Annotated in this window: 21 protein-coding genes; 15 read left to right on the top strand and 6 right to left on the bottom strand. The window is 73.8% G+C overall.

Annotated elements, in window-relative coordinates; all coding sequences use genetic code 11:
• The first annotated feature begins 78 nt into the window (after positions 1-78).
• The 7 genes from amrb99_RS05460 (at position 79) to amrb99_RS05490 (ending at position 6,635) form a co-directional block, all read left to right on the top strand.
• A complete protein-coding gene (locus tag amrb99_RS05460) occupies positions 79-858 on the top strand; it encodes a hypothetical protein (protein WP_190853068.1) in 780 nt (259 codons plus the stop codon).
• Positions 855-1,613 (top strand): HEXXH motif-containing putative peptide modification protein, encoded by a 759-nt coding sequence (locus amrb99_RS05465; protein ID WP_190853071.1) that lies wholly within the window; start codon positions 855-857, stop codon positions 1,611-1,613. Before amrb99_RS05460 ends, amrb99_RS05465 begins: the two co-directional genes overlap by 4 nt.
• Complete coding sequence (locus amrb99_RS05470; RefSeq protein ID WP_190853074.1) at positions 1,610-2,272, top strand: putative 2OG-Fe(II) oxygenase; 663 nt, start codon at positions 1,610-1,612, stop codon at positions 2,270-2,272. Before amrb99_RS05465 ends, amrb99_RS05470 begins: the two co-directional genes overlap by 4 nt.
• Complete coding sequence (locus amrb99_RS05475) at positions 2,269-2,850, top strand: hypothetical protein (protein ID WP_190853076.1); 582 nt, start codon at positions 2,269-2,271, stop codon at positions 2,848-2,850. The genes amrb99_RS05470 and amrb99_RS05475 overlap by 4 nt, the downstream gene beginning before the upstream one ends.
• Positions 2,851-2,886: 36 nt before the next feature.
• Positions 2,887-3,105, top strand: a complete 219-nt coding sequence (locus amrb99_RS05480) for a hypothetical protein (RefSeq protein WP_190853079.1) — start codon at positions 2,887-2,889, stop codon at positions 3,103-3,105.
• Positions 3,106-3,218: 113 nt separating this feature from the next.
• A complete protein-coding gene (locus amrb99_RS05485; protein WP_190853081.1) occupies positions 3,219-4,502 on the top strand; it encodes an MFS transporter in 1,284 nt (427 codons plus the stop codon).
• A gap of 60 nt (positions 4,503-4,562) precedes the next feature.
• The gene (locus tag amrb99_RS05490) at positions 4,563-6,635 is read left to right on the top strand and encodes a hypothetical protein (protein ID WP_190853083.1); all 2,073 of its coding nucleotides are present in this window, start codon (positions 4,563-4,565) and stop codon (positions 6,633-6,635) included.
• 18 nt (positions 6,636-6,653) lie between these two features.
• Here the strand turns inward: amrb99_RS05490 and amrb99_RS05495 are convergent, their stop codons facing one another.
• Positions 6,654-8,246: an MFS transporter gene (locus amrb99_RS05495; protein WP_190853085.1), complete on the bottom strand. Its 1,593-nt coding sequence runs from the start codon at positions 8,244-8,246 to the stop codon at positions 6,654-6,656.
• Positions 8,247-8,402: 156 nt separating this feature from the next.
• On the opposite strand from amrb99_RS05495, the gene amrb99_RS05500 reads away from it, so the two are divergent.
• Both amrb99_RS05500 and amrb99_RS05505 read left to right on the top strand, forming a co-directional pair.
• A complete protein-coding gene (locus tag amrb99_RS05500) occupies positions 8,403-8,996 on the top strand; it encodes a helix-turn-helix transcriptional regulator (RefSeq protein WP_206699796.1) in 594 nt (197 codons plus the stop codon).
• Between the two features lie 127 nt (positions 8,997-9,123).
• On the top strand, positions 9,124-10,023 hold the full coding sequence (locus amrb99_RS05505) for a class I SAM-dependent methyltransferase (protein WP_190853090.1): 900 nt from the start codon (positions 9,124-9,126) through the stop codon (positions 10,021-10,023).
• A gap of 11 nt (positions 10,024-10,034) precedes the next feature.
• Here the strand turns inward: amrb99_RS05505 and amrb99_RS05510 are convergent, their stop codons facing one another.
• From amrb99_RS05510 to amrb99_RS05520, 3 genes are all read right to left on the bottom strand, one after another.
• Positions 10,035-10,262, bottom strand: a complete 228-nt coding sequence (locus tag amrb99_RS05510; protein ID WP_347256546.1) for an MBL fold metallo-hydrolase — start codon at positions 10,260-10,262, stop codon at positions 10,035-10,037.
• Positions 10,263-10,278: 16 nt separating this feature from the next.
• Positions 10,279-10,770: a pyridoxamine 5'-phosphate oxidase family protein gene (locus amrb99_RS05515; RefSeq protein WP_190853092.1), complete on the bottom strand. Its 492-nt coding sequence runs from the start codon at positions 10,768-10,770 to the stop codon at positions 10,279-10,281.
• Between the two features lie 303 nt (positions 10,771-11,073).
• On the bottom strand, positions 11,074-11,475 hold the full coding sequence (locus amrb99_RS05520; RefSeq protein WP_190853094.1) for a roadblock/LC7 domain-containing protein: 402 nt from the start codon (positions 11,473-11,475) through the stop codon (positions 11,074-11,076).
• A 231-nt stretch (positions 11,476-11,706) separates the two neighbouring features.
• Between amrb99_RS05520 and amrb99_RS05525 the strand changes: the two genes are divergently transcribed.
• The 5 genes from amrb99_RS05525 (at position 11,707) to amrb99_RS05545 (ending at position 16,472) form a co-directional block, all read left to right on the top strand.
• Positions 11,707-14,241 (top strand): nitrate- and nitrite sensing domain-containing protein, encoded by a 2,535-nt coding sequence (locus amrb99_RS05525; protein WP_190853096.1) that lies wholly within the window; start codon positions 11,707-11,709, stop codon positions 14,239-14,241.
• Entirely contained in the window at positions 14,238-14,654 is a 417-nt protein-coding gene (locus amrb99_RS05530; protein ID WP_190853098.1) for a roadblock/LC7 domain-containing protein, read from the top strand. Before amrb99_RS05525 ends, amrb99_RS05530 begins: the two co-directional genes overlap by 4 nt.
• Positions 14,655-14,661: 7 nt before the next feature.
• Positions 14,662-15,030, top strand: coding sequence for a DUF742 domain-containing protein (locus amrb99_RS05535; protein WP_190853100.1), 369 nt, complete (start codon positions 14,662-14,664; stop codon positions 15,028-15,030).
• The gene (locus amrb99_RS05540; protein WP_190853102.1) at positions 15,011-15,619 is read left to right on the top strand and encodes an ATP/GTP-binding protein; all 609 of its coding nucleotides are present in this window, start codon (positions 15,011-15,013) and stop codon (positions 15,617-15,619) included. The genes amrb99_RS05535 and amrb99_RS05540 overlap by 20 nt, the downstream gene beginning before the upstream one ends.
• Before the next feature lie 88 nt (positions 15,620-15,707).
• Complete coding sequence (locus tag amrb99_RS05545) at positions 15,708-16,472, top strand: glucose 1-dehydrogenase (protein WP_190853104.1); 765 nt, start codon at positions 15,708-15,710, stop codon at positions 16,470-16,472.
• 19 nt (positions 16,473-16,491) lie between these two features.
• Here amrb99_RS05545 and amrb99_RS05550 read toward each other — a convergent pair whose 3' ends face one another.
• Positions 16,492-16,650 (bottom strand): SDR family oxidoreductase, encoded by a 159-nt coding sequence (locus amrb99_RS05550; protein ID WP_206699798.1) that lies wholly within the window; start codon positions 16,648-16,650, stop codon positions 16,492-16,494.
• Between the two features lie 252 nt (positions 16,651-16,902).
• Positions 16,903-17,844 (bottom strand): cupin domain-containing protein, encoded by a 942-nt coding sequence (locus amrb99_RS05555; protein WP_190853106.1) that lies wholly within the window; start codon positions 17,842-17,844, stop codon positions 16,903-16,905.
• Positions 17,845-17,968: 124 nt separating this feature from the next.
• Between amrb99_RS05555 and amrb99_RS05560 the strand changes: the two genes are divergently transcribed.
• Complete coding sequence (locus tag amrb99_RS05560; RefSeq protein WP_206699799.1) at positions 17,969-18,367, top strand: Dabb family protein; 399 nt, start codon at positions 17,969-17,971, stop codon at positions 18,365-18,367.
• The last annotated feature ends 1 nt before the right edge of the window (position 18,368 follow it).

Genomic DNA, 18,368 nt, shown 5'->3' on the forward strand with positions numbered 1-18,368 from the left:
GAACCGGGCTGGAACGCCTTCTGGGTGACAGGTCCGGCGGGAAGGCGCCCCCGGATCGGGAGATCCGTGGAGGAGCCCATGGCGGAGTCGGCGCGCAAGCCGAGCAGCGAGGCCCCGGTGCCGTGCGGCGCGGGCACGAGCGCACGGGTGCTCATGGCCCCGCCGGACGGCACCGACGACGTCCTGCGGGTGTTCTACCGGACGGTCCGCGCCGGTCAGGAGCGGCTGGCCGGCGGCGGGGGGCCGTTCGGCTTCGATGTCACCGTCGCCCTGCTGGTCGACGACCTGATCGACGCCTACCGGTGCGACGCGGTCGTCGAGACCGGCTGCCACCTCGGGGACACCGCCTCCTACCTGGGGCGCCGCTACCCCGGCCTGCCGGTCATGACGTGCGACATCGACCCCTGGTACGCGCGGTTCACCGCGCACCGGGTGCGCGACCTGCCGAACGTCACGGTCACCTGCCAGGACTCCCCCGCCCTGGTCGCGGACGCGGCGGACGCGTTCGACCGGCCCCTCTACTTCCTGGACGCGCACTGGGGCGCGTGGCCGCTGCCGCGCGAGCTGGCGGCGATCCGCACCGGTGTCGTCCTCATCGACGACTTCGACATCGGGCACCCGCGGTTCGGCCACGACGCCTATGGCGGCGTCTCCTGCGGGCCGGACGTGCTCGCGGCGATGACGCCCCCTCCCGCCCGGTACTGGACGCCCGTGCCCGGAGCCGAACGCCGGCTGCCGTGCCTCCAGGTCGGCCGCCGCGCCGGCGTCGGGCTCCTCGTGGCCGGTCTCGACGGCCGCCCGCTGGACGAGCACCCCGCGCTGACCGGCCACGCCCTCACCACCGAGGAGATCCGATGAACGGCACCGCGCCCGCGATCACCTGCACCGATCCGCTCGCCGACCTCGGCGGCCTGCCCTTCGTGGACGACGGGTTCCGCTCGCGGCGGCTGCTGGCGGCGGCCGCGGCGGCCCGGCACGTCCTGGCCGAGCGGCAGGGCCGGACCCGGGGACTGTCGGAGCGGACGCTGGAGGGCTGGCTCGCCCCGGCGCGGGCGCTGACGCTGGTCGACGGGCCGGCGATGCCCGCCCGGCCGCTCACCCGGATCCAGCGCGGCCAGGTCGCGCAGGCCCGCGCCGGCCTCGCCGCCGCCGTCCCGGCGTGGCGGCCGCTGCTGGACCTGCCGGTCCGGTACGCGCTGCTGGACCCCGACGGCGGCGCGATCTCCGCCTCGTCCAAGGCGTGGCCGCAGCACGTCCTGCTGGCCCGCGCCGCCTTCGACTCGCCGCTGGAGGTCCGCGAGCAGCTCCTCCACGAGACGGCGCACCAGTGGCTCTACCTGATCGAGGAGGTGTGGCGGCTCCAGCGGCCCGGTGCCCCCCGCCGCACGCTCCCGTCCGGCACCGCGGACCGCTCGCCGGCCGAGGTGCTGGGCGCCGCGCACGTCGCGACCGCACTGACGCGCATGTACCGCGCGTGCGGCGACGCGCCGCCCGGCCGCCTCGCGCACCTGGCGGTGTACCGGGCCGGCTGCCTGGACCTGCTCGACCGGGCCGCCGCCGACCTGACCGACATCGGACGCGCGTTCGTCCGCCGACTGCAGGAGACCGCATGACCCTCACAGCACCCGCGCCCGCGCCCGCGCGGCGCCCCGAGCGCTTCGCGCCGTTCGCGGCCTGGGGCAGCCCGCTCTACGTCGCCGACATCGCCTCGGCGGGCGAGCGCCTGCCCGCCTTCCGCGACCTCATCCTGGAACGCACCGGCACCGATCCCGAGGCGTCCAACTTCGGGGTCATCACCGCCACGAAGGCCAACCAGGACATCCTGCAGTGGGACGACCCCGTCGTGGACTGGTTCAAGGGCCGGATCGTCGACGCCGTCAGCGCGCTCACCCGCGCCACCCTGGGCGAGGCCGCCGACGAGGTCGCCCAGGAGGTGATCGCCGAGGCGTGGACGGTGGTCTACGCCGAGGGCGGCAGCCTGCGCCCGCACACCCACCACGACTCCGCCTGGTCCGGGGTGTTCTACGTCGAGTCCGGCGACGGCGGCGACACCGGCGAGGCCGGGTACCTGCAGCTGCTGGACCCGCGGCCCGCCGCGGTGGCCCGCTTCGCCTCCCAGGGCGTCTACCGGGTCGAGCCGGTGCCCGGCCGGATGGTGGCTTTCCCCGGCTGGCTGCCGCACTCGGTGCAGGCCACCCTCACCGGCGGCGGACGGCGCATCTGCGTCGCCTGGAACGTCGCCTACGACAAGGACTGGGCGGGCATGTCATGACCGCCTCCACGCTCATCGAGCCCGGCGCGGCCGGCTCCCCGCCCGTCCGGCTGCTGTGGGGGACCAGCGTCCTCGTCGGCAACGTCGACCTGGACGGCATCGTCCGGCCGGGCCTGACGGCCGCGGCCCCGCCCGGCGCCGCCGGCGGCGCCGCCTGCCGGGAGGTCGCGGCGGACGAGGTCCTGGACGACCCGCGCGGCCTCGCCCGGCTGTTCGCCGAGGCGATGGACGCGGCGGCCGGCCGCGCGGGCGCCGCCGGCGCGGTGGACGTCACCGTGCAGGTCTGGGAGGCCGGCCACGGCGTCCCCGCGGAGGCCCGGCCCGCCGAATGGGCGGGCTGGTGCTACCTCGCCGCGACCCCGGCGCCCGCCGCCCACGAGTCGGGATGCCTGGCGCTGGCCGACCCCCGGCCCGCCAGCGACCAGACGGCCGTGCCCGGCCTGCCCTGGGGCCGGGCGGTCCTGGCCCGCCCCGCGCGCGGCGTCATGGTCGTCGCCCCCGGATGGCTCACCACCTCGGTCGTTCCCGTGGAGAACGGCCAGCGGCTCATCGTCGCGATCGCTGCTTCGGCCCGGTAACACCGCCGGACCGAACGTCCAGAAAGGAAACGCACCATGGCACAGCCCACCGAACGCGCCGCCACCAGCCTGCGGCTGGCCGGCCCGGCGCTCGGCCTCGGCCTCGAGGAGACCGACGTCGACGCCTACCTGGAGGCCGCCCGCTCCGGCGCCATCATCCCCGAGACCAGCTGCGACAAGGGGATGCAGGACAACCACGCGCTGCGCACAGCGACCAGGACCAGCCTCCCGGCCGCCGAGCTGCAGTCGGCCTGACCGGCCCGTTCTCCGACGGCCCCGGTCCCATCGCGCGACGATGGGACCGGGGCCCTCCCACGTCCGCCGCGCAGAGAGGTGACCACCGTGAACGCCGATCCAGGGAGCAGCCGGTGAGGACCACCCCGCACCTCCCCCGCCGACTGGCCGGGGCCCTCGCCCTGGCACGCGGGAACCCGGCATGGAGGCGCTACTTCGCGGCCCGCTGGGTCTCGGTGACCGGGTCGACGGTCGCGCCGATCGCCGCCGCCTACGCCGTGCTGGGCATCGGCGGCGGCGCCACCGGGATCGGCCTCGTCCTGGTGGGCGGCCCGATCGTGTTCATGGCGATGTCCCCGGTCGGCGGCGTCGTCGCGGACCGGTACCCGCGCCGGACGGTGCTGGCCTGCTGCCAGTACGCCAGCGCCGCCGTCCAGGGCACCGTGGCCGTCCTGGTGCTGACCGGGTCGGCGTCGGTGCCGTCGCTGGCGGCCTTGCAACTACTCCAAGGCGCCATCGTGGCGTTCTTCGGTCCCGCCGCGCGGGGCCTGCTGCCGCAGCTGGTGGACAAGGAGGCGCTGCCCGACGCCAACGGCCTGGCGCAGATCTCGAACAACATGGTCGCGATCGGCGGGCCGCCGATCGCCGGCGTCGTGATCGCCTTCAGCGGCCCCGGCTGGGTGCTGGCGTGGGACGCGGCCTCGTTCCTGCTGTCGGGCCTGCTGTTCGGCGGCCTGGCGGTGCCGCCCGTCCGGCCGCGTCCCGCCGCCCGCTTCCGCACCGAGATCGCCGAGGGCTGGCGGGTGCTCGTCGGCCTGCGCTGGGTCGCGGCCATCGCGCTGCTCTCGGCGACGTCCTCGGGCCTGTGGGCGGCCTCGATCACCGTGCTCGGGCCGGTGTGGGCGGCCGACCGCTATGACGGGGCGGTGACCTGGGGGCTCTTCGGCAGCGCGCTGGGCGCGGGGCTCGCCGTGGGGTCGATCACCGCGGTGCTGGTCCGCCCGCAACGCCCCGGCCTGGTCTGCTGCCTGGTCATGCTGCCGGAGGCGGCGCTGCTGGGCGCCATGGCCGCGGGGCTGCCGTTCCCGCTGGTCGCCGCCGCCGCCGTGGTCTGCGGCGCCGGGGGCACGCTGGAACTGGTCGTGTACCAGTCGGCGCTGGGCGCGTGGCTGCCCGAGGAGCACATCAGCCGCGTCCAGTCCTTCATCGCCCTCATCGGCACCGTCCTGGTGCCGGTCGCGATGGTCGGCGCGGGCCCCGCCGCCGAGCTGCTGGGCACGCCGGTCGTCCTCGGCGGCTGCGCGGCCGTCGCGCTGCTGGCCGCGGCCGCCGCGTACAGCGTTCCCGACGTCCGCGCGCTGCGCGCCGCGCCCCGGCCCGTGCCGGTTCCGGTCACATCCGACCGGGCCGCGGACTGAACCCGGGCGGGATCGTCGCCGTGCCCTAGACGTCAGCGGTCTCGCACCGGGGGTAGGGCTGTGAGGACATCGCCAGGGCCGCGTCCGGTCGTCGCAAGCAACGGCGACCTGGACGACGGCGGTACGGAAACCGGGACGGCGGCCTTACTGGCGGCCGAACACGCGCTGCTGGTGGACGGCGACCCGTGGACGGCCCGCGGCCGCTTCGCGGCGGCCTACCGCCAGGCGGAACGCGGCGGCGACCCGGAGATGCTGGCCCGTGCGGCGCTCGGCCTGGGCGGGCTCTGGGCGCAGGAGCAGCGCACCGTGGCGGACGCGGCGGCGACCCGGACCCGGCAACGCGCGGCGCTGGGCCGCCTGGACCCCCGGTCCGTGCTGGCGCTGCGCCTGCGCATCAGGCTGACCGCCGAGCAGGCGTACCGCACCGGAGAGCCCGGCCCGATGCTCGCGCGGGTCGCCGAGGCCCGCGCTTCCGGGGACGGCGTGGCGCGAGTGGAGGCCCTCACGCTGGCGCACTACTGCGCCATGGGCCCCGGGCACGGGCCGCTGCGGCTGGAGCTGGCCCAGGAGCTGATCGGCGAGGCGTCCGGGACGGGCCGTCCCGGCGACCTGCTGGTGGGTCTGCTGCTGCACACCGTCGACCTCTTCCTCGACGCCCACCCGCACGCCGCCCGCAGCCTGGCGGAGCTGCGGGAGCATCTCGCGATCCATGACCATCGGGCCGTCCGGGCCGTGGTGGAGGTGATCGAGGTGATGCTCGGCATCCGCGCGGGCCGGCTCGCGGCGGCCGGCGCCCTGGCCGACGAGCGGGCCGAGCGCGGCGCCACGGCCGCGGGCGTCAACGCCCGGGCGTGGTACGGCGGGCAGCTCGGCACGATCCGCTGGTTCCAGGGCCGCATCGCCGAACTCCGGCCCATGCTGTCGGACCTGGTGGACTCGCCCACTCTCAGCGAGACCGACTACTCCACGTACGCGTCCCTGGCGCTCGCCGCGGCCTCGGGAGGCGACCGCCCCCTGGCCACGAGCATGCTCGCCCGACTGAGCGGCCGCGGTCTGGCGGCCCTTCCGCAGGCGGCGACCTGGCTGCTGACGATGTACTGCGTGACCGAGACGGCCTGGCTGCTCAGGGACCCCGCGGTCGCGGTCGAGGCGGCGGCCCTGATGGCGCCGTACGCCCGCCTCCCGGTGATCGCGGGGCACGGGATCACCTGCCTGGGCTCGCTGCACCACTGCCTGGGGACGGCCGCGCTGGTCACCGGCGACGCGGACGCCGCCGCCGGGCACCTGCGCGCGGCCCTCCAGGAGAACCTGTCGCTCGGGCACCGGCCCGCCACCGCGCTGTCGAGGGCCCGTCTCGCCCAGGCGCTCGCGCTCCCGGGCAGGTCGCAAGACCTGGCCGAAGCCGACGCAGAGCTGGCCGCAGCGGTGAAAGAGGCCGCGGAACTGCACATGCCGCTGCCGCCCGGCACCGAACGAGGCACCGTACGCCTCCAGGACGGCGCCGCCGACGCACCCGACGCACCCGGCGCACCCGGCGCACCCGGCCGAGCGGCGCCGGTGGTGTGCCGGCGCGACGGCAGGCGCTGGCACATCGAGCTGGGTGGGCGGACCGCAACCGTCGACCACTGCGTGGGCCTGGAGCACTTGGCGGTGCTGATGGCCAACCCGGGCCAGGAAATACCCGCGGTCGAACTCGCGGCCGGGCAGGGCGCGGCGAGCCCTGTTCCGGCAGGACAGCCGCTGCTGGACGAGGCCGCGAAACGGCAGTACAAGAAGCGGCTGGCCGAGTTGCAGGACCAGGCCGACCGTGCCGACCTGGCCGGCGATCCGGACCGCGCCGCAGAACTCCTGCGCGAGCGGGACTGGCTCATCGCGGAGCTGGCGTCGGCGACGGGTCTGGGCGGCCGAACGCGCCGGTTCGCCGACGACGAGGAACGAGCCCGGATCGCCGTCGGGAAGGCGATCCGGCGTGCCCTCGACCGCGTCGCCGCCGCCGACCCGGCCCTCGGTGCCGAGCTGCGCGCACACGTGCGGACCGGGTCGCGGTGCTGCTACCTCGGCCCCCGAGCAGAACCCCGTCAGCGTGCGGCGCCCTGGCGGGCTCACCGTGACATGAGGCGCACCATCACCTGACGCCCGGCTCCTGTGCGGTCATCGCGCGGCGCCGCCCTCGGCGGGTTCCGTCTCGTCCGCGACCGCGGCGGGTGTGCTCTCGGGACCGCGAAGGGCGATGGAGAAGAACAGGACGCCCATGATGGCCGCGCCTGCCCACATGGCCTGCTGCCAGCCGTCGACGAAGGACTGCCGGGCCGCGTGGATCAGGTCCTGTGCGTGCGGACCTGCGCTGCCCGCCGCCTCGACGGCGTTGGCGACGCCTTGCCGGGCGGTGTCCGCGGCGCCCTGAGGGACGCCGTGCAGCCTCTCGTCGATGGCGTCGCGGTAGCCGGCGGACACGAGGGCGCCGAGCAGCGCGACGCCGAGCGCGGTGCCGAATTCGCGGGTGACGTCGTTGAGGGCGGAGGCGACGCCCTGCTTCTCGCGCGGCAGGGAGGCGGTGATGGCCTCCGTGGACGGGGTCATCGACAGGCCCATGCCGAGGCCCATGGCGAGCAGGCCGGGCAGGAGGGGCGGATAGCCGCCGCCGGCGGAGACGAACAGGGCCATGAGCGCCATGCCGGCGCCGGCCGCCCCGATGCCCACCGCCATGGTCGCGCGGGCGCCGATACGTGCGGCGAGCGCGGGGGCCAGGCCGGAGGCCGTCATCATCATGACGGCCATCGGCATCATCGCGACCGTGGACAGCAGGCCCGACCAGCCGAGCACGGCCTGGAAGAACGGGAAGAGGACCACGCCGATGCCCGCCTGGACGCCGAAGACCACCAGCAGCGTCATCGAGCCGCCCGCCAGGCCCCTCTTCCGGAACAGCCGCACGTCCAGCAGCGAGGCGTCGCGGCGGTGCAGCTCCCAGGCCACGAAGCCGATGGCGGCGATGAGGCCGACGGCGAGCCCGATCAGCGTCGCGGGGGCGGTCCAGCCGCGTTCGGGGCCTTCCTGCAGGACGAAGATGAGCCCGACCGCGGCGACCGCCGAGGCCGCCGCCCCGGCCGTGTCGAAACGGTGAGCGGAGGTTTCGCGGGAGTTGGGAACCGATGTCAGCGTCATGGCCAGCGCCGCGAGGACCAGGACCGCCGGCAGGGCGAACAGCCAGCGCCAGTCGGCGACGTCGACGAGGAGCGCGGCCAGGAACATGCCCAGGACGCCGCCGCCTCCGGCGACACCGGTCCACACCCCGATCGCCTTGCCGCGACGTTCTTCGGGGAAGGTCGAGGTGATGACGGCGAGCGTGATCGGCATGATCATCGCGGCGCCGGCGCCGCCGGCCACGCGCGCGGCGAGCATCACCTCCGCCGTCGGGGCCAGGCCCGCGACGACGGTGGCGATGCCGAAGACGCCCAGGCCGGCGACGAGCATGGGCTTGCGGCCCAGCCGGTCGCCCAGGGCGCCGAGCGGCAGCAGCAGCGCGGCCAGGGCGAGGGTGTAGACGTTGATGATCCACAAGATCGTGCTCTGGGAAGCGCCGAATTCCACGGCCATGTGGGTCTGCGCGACGTTGAGCCCGGTCACCGAGGCGATGACCGCCATCAGGGCGAGGGACACGGCGATCAGGATCGTGCGCAGCCGGCGCGCGTCGGGGACGTCTCCGCCGCCGGCCGGTGCGGCCTGCGCGGTCTGGTTCATGCTCATGGGTTCCTCTCGAAACGGGCGTGCCGAGTCGGCGCCGGAGCAGTGCCGGTCGCCGAGCGAAGGAGGAGGTCGGCGCCCGGGCATGGCCTCGGGCGTCGCGGACCGTCCGCAGACGACGCTAAGGCCGGCTTGCATTTCAGGCATACGATGTTGCCTATGACGCAAGAAGATGGAGATCTGGACAGCCTCGTACGCAAGCGCATCCGCGCCTTGAGGGTGGCGCAGGGCTGGTCCCTGGAGGAGCTGGCCGGCCGCGCGCACCTCAGCCAGTCCTCGCTGAGCCGCATCGAGAACGGCCGGCGCCGCCTCGCGCTGGACCAGCTGGTCACCCTCGCCCGCGCGCTGGACACCACGCTGGATCAGCTGGTGGAGACCGCCACCGACGACGTGGTCACCAGCCCGACGATCGACAGCGTCCACAACCAGATGCGCTGGACCATCAAGGCCAGCCCCGGGATGAGCGTGGTGCGGCAGCGCATGACCGAGCCACCTCACGAGAACCCGGCGCGCATGCGCGCTCACCCGGGGCACGAATGGCTCGTCGTCCTGTCCGGCACGGCGGTCCTCATGCTCGGCCACAGCCGCATCCGCCTCGAGACGAACCAGGCGGCCGAGTTCCCCACGATGACGCCGCACGCCATCGGAGCGGACTCGGGCCCTTGCGAGATCCTGGGCATCTTCGACCGCGACGCCCGCCGCGGCCACCAGCGCGACGCCGGCGGCGGCAGCGCTCAGCGCGCTCCCGAATGATGGCGGGGCCACGTCACGGCCTGCGCAGCGGCGGCCTCTTGCGCCTCGGGCAGCGACAACGGCCAACGTCTTGCCTGTACGGCAAGGTTTTGTGCCGGAGACGCATGACCGTCTTAGTGTGAAGAGAATGAACCGACCACACACGCACGCCACCCACCATGGCCCTTCGCACGATCACCACCACGACCACGGATCCGACGGCCTGGCGGAGATCCTCGACCTGGACGCCGAGGTCCTCGCCGAACACACCGCGTCCATCACCGCATGGCTGCCGCTGCGGAGCAGCCCACGCCGCATCGTGGACCTGGGCTGCGGCACGGGCGCGGGGACCTTCGCCCTCCTCGACCGCTTCCCCGACGCGCACGTCACCGCCGTCGACGCGTCCGCCGAACACCTTCAGCGCCTGCACACCAAGGCGCGCGCCCGCGGCGTCGACGAGCGCGTGCGCACCGTGCGGGCCGACCTCGACGAAGCCGTCTGGCCCGACCTCGGCTCACCGGACCTGGTATGGGCGTCGGCCTCGATGCACCACATGGCGAACCCCGACCACGCGCTGCGCGCCGTCCACGACGCCCTCGCGCCCGGCGGCCTGTTCGCCGTCGTCGAACTGGCCGGCCACCCCCGCTTCCTGCCCGAGAACGCTCCCGAGGGCAGCCCCGGCCTGGAAGAACGCGCCCACGCCGCCGCCGACCGCCTCCAAGCCGAGCACATGCCCCACCGCGGCGCCGACTGGGGCCCGATGCTGGCCGCCGCCGGCTTCACGGTCGAGGGCGAACGCACCATCACCGTGGACATCGCAGGCGCGCGGAGCGAGGTGATCGGCCGCTACGCCCTCGGTGTCCTACAGCGCATCCGCGACGCCGTCGCCGGCACGCTCTCCCCCGAGGACCTCACCGCGCTCGACCGGCTCCTCGACACCGGCGGCCCGCACGGCATCCTGCGCCGGGACGATCTGGCGGTGCGCACCGAGCGCACCGTCTGGGCGGCCCGCCGCGTCAGCCGCGAGGGAACGCGGCCCACGCGGTGATGGCGAAGCCGTCACCGTCCTTGCGGACCTCGGCGGCTCCGTGCCCTGGCCAGTGGGCCGGGATGGCGCAGTTCGGTGTTCCAGCCGACGTGGTCGTAGTGGATGTGCGTGTTGACGACGACGTCGACGTCCTCCGGCGCGACGCCGGCCTCGCGCAGGCGGGCCGGATAATCCGTCCTCAGCCCGGCGAACTGCGGGATCTGCGGGCGCTCCCGGTCGTTCCCGACCCCGGTGTCCACCAGGATGGTCTTTCCCTCAGGCGCGGCGGAGGGTCCGCAGGCCCTGGTCGGGCCGCCAGAGATCCATGACCATGGCGGGGCCCTCGATCCGGGTGAGGACGACCTCAGCGATGTCCGCCGTGAAGAAGTGGGACTCGCTGAAGGAGTCCGGGGCCAGCCCCCGCGCGGTCAGCATCGCGCCGATCCGCTCGCGGTCGGCGACCTCCACCGCGCGGCCGGTCACCTTCGCGTCGCCCGGCGCCGTCGCGGGGTCGTCGGCGCTCAGGATGACCGGCGGCCCGTGCAGCGCGAAGCGCGGGTCGCGCTGCAGGTCCCGGGCCTTCAGCGCGCCGGGCATCGACCCGAACCACAGGTCGTCCCCGACGAAGTACGCCTCGATGCCGCTGACCCGCGGCGTACCGTCCTTCCGCAGCGTCGCCAGGGTCTTGTGCTTGTGCGCCTCGAAAGCGTCCCTGACCTGGGCGGCGAACTCCGGCGCCGATTCGGCGACCTCATGCCAGCGGGCCAACGAGCCCTCCCATCCATCGCATCCGTCACAGGAGGCGCCCAGCCTGCCATCCGGGTCCGACAATCCGACGCGGGGCGCTCCCCCCGCACGGCATGCCGGCCCGATTCGCGTCTTCCCCTCGGCTCGGATAAGACGCGCACAAGCATTTCCTTGGCGAAAATCGCCGATAAGTGTGCGGCAAGGCCACGCAAGCCGACCCGGCCGCTCATGAAATTCGGCCGAGGCCATTCGACGGCATTACCAGAAGCCCTGCCGCCGCACTCAGAGGCTCCCCGGGAATCCCGCGGGCATGAGATGACCCACTCAGTTCAGGCGGGGCCTGGAGGAGAGGTGCTCGCCGACCTGGTTGACCAGGAGGGTCATCTCGTAGCTGATCTGGGCGGGGTCGACGTCGGCGCTGCTCAGCACGGTCAGCGACGCGCCCTCGCCGGCCGCGGTGACGAAGAGGAAGGCGTCGCTCATCTCGATGATCGTCTGATGGACCTCGTTCGCGCCGAACTGGAGCCGCGCGCCCCGCGCGAGGCTCTGCAGCCCGGCGGCCAGGGCGGACAGGTGTTCGGCGTCGTCGGGGGTGATGCCGGAGGACGCCCCCATCAGCAGGCCGTCCGCGGACTGCACGACGGCCCTGGTCACCTGGGGTACGCGTTTGACGAACCCGTCGATCAGCCAGTCCAGCCGGTCGGTCGACGCGTCGCGCGGTGTCATGTGGCTTCTCCTCCTGGGCGGTTGACGCGGTGACATCGTGCCACCCCGCGCACCCGCCCTCAGCCAAATCCACCAGAGTGTGAAATATGACCCGAAAACGCCGCGCAAGATCAAAGTGATGGCTATGGTGTCACGGACCTCGTCCCGACCGGACCGTCACCGACGCTTGAGAGAAACGAACATGAATGAGCTGAACAGCCGCGTCCGCCCCGCTCACCTCCGTTGCGGCCAGTGAGGGCCGCGCGCCGGCGCTCGTTCCGGTTGTCGCTGTACGGCATGCTCGTCGTCCCGGTCGTCTCGCTGATCACGCTGTGGGTCTTCGCGGCGCAGAGCACCGCGTCCGAAGCGCTCCACCAGCGCAACATCGACACCGCCAACGAGGTCTACGGCGACGCCGTGCAGCCGATGCTGGTGACCGTCGCCCAGGAGCGCCAGGAGTCGGTGGTGTGGCTGGCCGGCCGCGGCCGGCTGCCGCGCACGTCGCTGGACGCCGTCCGCAAGAAGGTCGACGGGACGATCGTCCAGATGAACAAGGCCGCGGACTCCGGCAGGTTCCGCGGCACCCTGACCGGGCCGATGAAGCAGCGGCTGTCGGTGCTGATCGGCAAGCTCAACACGATCGCGAAGGTCCGCGGCGAGGTCGACTCCGGCGCGCTGACCAAGCTCGACGCGTTCAACGCCTACAACGACATCATCGACTCCCACTTCCGGTTCATCTACCTGCTGGTCGCCGACAACGGCTACCAGCAGGCGTACCACCTGACCGGCATGTCGCGGGCGATCGAGCTGAGCGGCCGGGAGGCGACGCTCGTCGGCGGCGTCCTCGTCGGCGGCGGCAAGATGACCCCCGCCGAGTACGCCGCGATCAACCAGCTGGTGTACGAGCGGCGCTACCTGGAGACGACGAGCCTGTCGGACTTCACGCCCGCCAACGGCGCCCCCTTCCGGCAGGCGCTGGCCTCCCCGCCGGCCACCGCCTTCACCTCGGTGGAGGACCGCATCCTCGCGGCCGGTCCCAAGGGCCGGCTGACGATCCCGCCCGCCACGTGGGAGCAGGAGTCGAAGGGGTTCATCGGCGCGCTGGACGGCGCGCTGCTGAAGTCCCGGACCGTGCTGGCCGGCGACGCCAAGAAGACCTCGGACCGGACGCTGTGGCGGCTCGGCCTCGTCGGGGGCCTCGGGCTGGTCGCGGTCCTGCTGACGCTGTTCCTCGTGATCCGGTTCGCCCGCCGCATCGGCCGCGACCTGCTCGGCCTGCAGAGCGCCGCGCGGACGCTGGCGGAGGAGCGGCTGCCGGGCCTGGTCGGCAGGCTCAGCCGCGGGGACGAGGTGGACGTGGCCGTCGAGGCGCCGCCGCTCGAGGTCGGCAAAACGGCCGAGGTGGCCAACGTCGCCGACGCGTTCTCCAGCGTCCAGCGCACCGCGGTCGCGGCCGCCGTCGGCCAGGCCGACCTGCGCAAGGCGGTCAACCAGGTGTTCCAGAACATGGCCCGGCGCAACCAGTCGCTGCTGCACCGCCAGCTGGCCATGCTCGACACGCTGGAGCGCAAGGCGTCCGACCCGGAGGCGCTCGCCGACCTGTTCGCCATCGACCACCTGACCACCCGCATGCGGCGGCAGGCCGAGGGCCTGGTCATCCTGTCCGGCGCCGCGCCCGGCCGCGGCTGGCGCCACCCCGTCGGCATCGTGGACGTGCTGCGCGGCGCCGTCGGCGAGATCGAGGACTACTCCCGCGTGGACGTGGTGACCTCGGCGCAGGAGGGGATCGTCGGCGCCGCGGTCGCCGACGTCATCCACCTGATGGCCGAGCTGATCGAGAACGCCGCCGCCTTCTCGCCGCCGAACACGCCGGTCGAGGTGGACGCCGGGCTCGTCGGGCAGGGCTTCGTGGTGGAGATCCAGGACCGCGGCCTCGGCATGGCGCCCGAGAAGCTCGCGGCCATCAACCGGCGGCTGTCCCGCGAGCCGGAGTTCGACCTGGCCGACGGCGACCAGCTCGGGCTGTTCGTGGTCACCAGCCTGGCGTACCGGCACGGGATCAGGGTGGTGCTGGAGCCGAACGCCTACGGCGGCATCAAGACGATCGTGCTGCTGCCGCACTCGCTCGTGGTCCCCGCGGACAGGATCGGCCGGGACGCCCCCGAGGACGCCCGCGCCGCGGACGCGCCCGGCGCGGACCCCGCCCACGCGAACGCCCCGGCCATGGCGGCCGCCCACCCCGGGCCGCAGGACCCGGGCGCCTACCCGGCGCAGCCCGCCGCAGGGACCGGCGGGTTCACCGGAACCGGCCCGTTGCCCGTCACCGGAACCGGCCCCGTGCCCGTCACGGGTACCGGCCCCATTCCGGTCACCGGGACCGGGCCCCTGCCGGTCGCCGGGCACGTCCCGCCGGGCCACGCGCAGGACTCCGGCGGACGGCACCGGTTCGGCGGAGAGGAGCCGGGCCCCGGAGAGGGACCGTCCGCTCCCCCGCCCGCCGCCCCGCCGCCTCCCGGACCGGTGCCGGACGCGCCGGGCTCGCAGATCGGCGGCACCCACGCGGGCATGCCGCGCCGCGTCCGCCGCGCCAATCTCGCGCCGCAGTTGCGCGACACGCCCCCGTCCCCCCGCGACAGCGGCGAGCAGCAGCGGCCGCCGGGACGCGGCACCGGGCGCTCGCCGGAGCGCGCCCGCTCGGTCATGACGTCCATGCAGAGCGGATGGCGGCGCGGACGGGTCGAGACGTCCGGGCCCGTCCGGCCCGACGAGGGTGAGGAGAACCGATGACGCCGGCGCCGATGACGGACCGGGAAGTGCAGCGGCTGCTCGACGACATGGTGCTGCGCGCCGGCCCGGTGCGCGGCGCGGTCGTCCTGTCCAACGACGGGCTGCTGGTGGCGTCCTCCACCCGGTTCGGCCGGGAGAACTCCGAGCACCTGTCCGCGCTGGTCGCGGGCGTCCAGGGCCTCGCGCGCGGGGCGTGCCGCAGGTTCGGCGGCGGGCGGCTGCTGCAGACCTTCATCGAGATGGACACCTACCTGGTGTTCATGGTGCCGGCCGGGGAGCACGCGTGCCTCGCCCTGGTCGGCCCGCCGCACGCGGACGCCGGCACGATCGCCTACGAGATGACCGAACTCGCCGAGCGGATCGCCGAGCGGCCCCCGGCGATCGCCCGGCTGTCGGGTCCGAGTACGAGATGAGACCCCGGTGAGCAGCGACCGCTGGCTTGACGACGACGCGGGGCCGGTCGTGCGGCCCTACACCGTCACCCGGGGCAGGACCCGGTTCCGCGAGGACGGCCTCGACCTGATCTCCGTGCTGGAGGCGACGGGCGTCCCGGTGTCGCGGCGGATGCGGCTGGACCCCGAGCACCGCACCCTGCTGGCCCTGTGCCGCCGCCCGATCACGTTCGCCGACCTGACCTCCGAGATCGACCTGCCCGTCGGGGTCGTCCGCGTCCTGGTCGACGACCTGCGCGACGAGAACCTGCTCAGGGCGCTGCGGCCGACCAGCACCGGCGACATCCCTGACGAGCTCGTACTAAGGAAACTGCTCAATGGACTACGTGCACTCTGACGCCGCCGTCCGTGACCCGGCCCCGGCCGGCGGCCGGCGGCCGATCGCCGCGAAGATCCTCGTCGCGGGCGGGTTCGGGGTCGGCAAGACCACGATGGTCGGCTCGATCAGCGAGATCCGGCCGCTGCGCACCGAGGAGATCCTCACCGACCGGAGCGTCGGCGTCGACGACACCAGCGGCGTCGACGGGAAGATCAGCACCACCGTGGCGATGGACTTCGGCCGCATCACGCTCCCCGACGACCTGGTGCTCTACCTGTTCGGGACGCCCGGCCAGCACCGGTTCTGGTTCATGTGGGACGAGCTGGCGCTCGGCGCGCTCGGCGCGGTGGTGCTCGCCGACGTGCGCCGCCTCGCCGACAGCTTCGCCGCGGTCGACTACTTCGAGGACCGCCGCACTCCCTTCGTCGTCGCGGTGAACTGCTTCGACGGCGCCGAGCGCAAGGACCCCGAGGACGTCCGCATCGCGCTCGACCTCGAGGACCGCGTTCCGCTGCTGATGTGCGACGTGCGCGACCGGGAGTCGGCGAAGCGCGTGCTGATCACCGTGGTCGAGCACGTCCTGGCCCAGACCGCGGCCCGCTCCTGAGCGACCGCGCCCGGCGGGACCGTCCCGCCCCGTGTACCGGACGGGCGGCGATCCGCCGCCCGGTCTTCCCCTGGAGAAGGAGAGCGACATGAGTGAAGTGCTCGAAGGCAAGTCCGCGCTGATCACCGGTGCCGCGCAGGGCATCGGTGCCGCGACGGCGCGCCTGTTCGCCGCGCGCGGCGCGCGCGTGGTGGTCGCCGACGTCAACGAGGAGGGCGGCAAGGAGACCGTCGCCGCGATCGAGGCGGACGGCGGCGAGGCGGTCTTCGTCCGGGCCGACATCACCTCCGGGGCCGACGTCGAGGCGGCGGTCGCCGCCGCCGTGCGCTCCTTCGGCCGTCTCGACTGCGCGGTCAACAACGCGGGTATCGAGGAGCAGGGCTCGGCGCTGCACGAGATCACCGAGGAGGCGTGGGACAAGCTCGTCGCGGTGAACCTCAAGGGCGTCTGGCTGTCCATGAAGTACGAGATCCGGCAGATGCTCGCGCAGGGCGGCGGCACGATCGTCAACATGGCGTCCGTGGCCGGGCTGGTGGGCCTGCCGCTCGGCATCTCGGACTACTCGGCGACCAAGGGCGGCGTCGTGTCGATGACCCGCACCGCCGCCATCGAGTACGTGAAGCAGGGCATCCGGATCAACGCGGTCTGCCCCGGGGTGGTCCGCACCGCGCTGCTCGCCCAGGCGATCCAGGGCGGCATGTTCACCGAGGAGCAGGCGGCGGCGCTGCACCCGTCGGGCGTCCTGATCGACCCGCAGGACGTCGCCGAGACGTTCGCCTTCCTGTGCTCGGACGCGTCCCGGCACATCACGGGCCAGTCGATCGCCATCGACTGCGGCATGTCCGCCGGCTGACCGGCGGCGGGCTCCGGGTTCAGGCACGTCGCCCGCCGTCGATCGACATCGCGATCCCGGTGACGTAGGTCGCGGCGTCCGAGCAGAGCCAGACCGCCGCGGCCGCCACCTCCTCCGGTGCGGCCAGCCGCCCGAGCGGGGTGGCCGCCGCCTGCCGCTCGACGATGTCGGTCCCCATGCTGGACGAGGCCGAGGACGGCCGTCACGCTGGAGGCATCGTCGTGCCTCTCCCGTGAGGCCGCAGCGCTCTCAGCCGGTGGCCCCGGCCCAGATGTCGCAGTGATGGTCGCGGGTGAACGTGGTGACGGCCCGGTTCCCTGGGAGGTCAGGCGCTGTATGGGTGACCGTCCGCGAGCTGCTCCCCCGCCCCGCGACGAGCCTGCAGAGAACCGACTGAAGTCCTTCGGCCGCGACAGCGGGCTCTGGGCGGTCAGCGGGGTGATGGCGAAGCGTGAAGTGCGGGCTTGCGGCGGTACTGGCCCGGCGGGACGGTGAACGCGCGTTTGAAGGCGTTCGCGAAGGCGTATTCGGAGCCGTAGCCGACGCGTTCGGCCACCGCGCTGAGCGGTGAATCGGAATCGCGGAGCATCCGGGCCGCCACGGTCAGGCGCCACCAGGTCACGTACGCCAGCGGTGGCCGGCCGACGAGCGAGGTGAAACGCCGGGCGAACGCCGCCCGTGACAGCCCCGCGCGGGCGGCCAGTTCCGCGACGGTCCAGGGCTGGGCGGGGTCGTCATGGATCGCGTCGAGCGCCGCGCTCACCGAGGGGTCGGCGAGGGCCGCGGCCCATCCGGTCGTCCCGCCGCATGCCGGCTGCTCCTCGAGCCAGGTGCGCAGGACGTAGACGAGCAGAGTGTCCAGAAGCGAAGGCACCACCGCGGCGGCGCCCTGGCGGGGCTCCTGCAGTTCGGCGCCGAGCAGGTCGACCGCGGCGCGCAACCGGGAATGACGGCCGACGCCGGCGGGGATGTGGACGATGCCCGGCAGTTCCTCCAGCAGGGGGTGCCCGCGGTCCGCGTCGAGCTGGTAGGCGCCGCACAACACCACCGCGCTCGGCCGGGCGGAAGCGTCGTGACCGGTGGGCGCCTGATGGTCCTGCGACGGGGAAGGGAGATCGACGAATCGCGCGGTGGGGGCGTCGGTCAGGCCGTACTCGCCTCCGCGCGGAAGGAACAGCACGTCCCCGGCGCCGAGCGCCACCGGGTCGCCGTCCGGCGGGATCAACCGGTAGGACCCGGCGAGCACGACTTCGAAGCCGGCGGTCCCGGGCGGGATCCGGAACCGCTGCCCCCAGGGCGCATGCCGTTCCACGCGGGCGGAACGGGGGTCCCCGGTGCGCATGACGGCGATCACGTCGCTCAGCACGTCCACACGGTGAGGCTAGCTGGAAAGACGATGACGTATGAGAACGAGACCATGGCGCATTGGTCGTCTCGTGCGATCGGCCTACCGTCGTGATCACATCAGCGAAGGGACGGCCGAAGTGATCGTGCTCATGCTGCGTTTCAGTTTCCGGGCGGGGACCACGCCCGAGCGGAAGGAGTCCGTGCTGGCCGCGATGAGGCGCACCTCCCAGGTGGAGTCGACCTCGTTCTCGTTCGTCGGAGCGGACCTGGGCGACCCCGCGGAGGGCTATACGCACGGATACTGCGTCGCGCTGGAAGACCTCGACGCGCTCGACCGCTACATGTACGACCCGGTGCATCTCGAAGGCGACTTCGAGATCCTGCCGTACCTGTCGCGGCTCACCCAGGTCCGGTTGTCGGACGACGCCGATCCCGGCCTCAACGACAAGATCTTCGCGATGCACCGGAGGAAGCTGGCGGCCTATCCCGAATGGGACCGCCTGCTCAGCACGGTTCCCGGCGGCGGCGCCCCACCCGTGCGCGCCTGAC

The organism is Actinomadura sp. RB99 (assembly GCF_014706005.1).
Classification (GTDB): domain Bacteria; phylum Actinomycetota; class Actinomycetes; order Streptosporangiales; family Streptosporangiaceae; genus Spirillospora.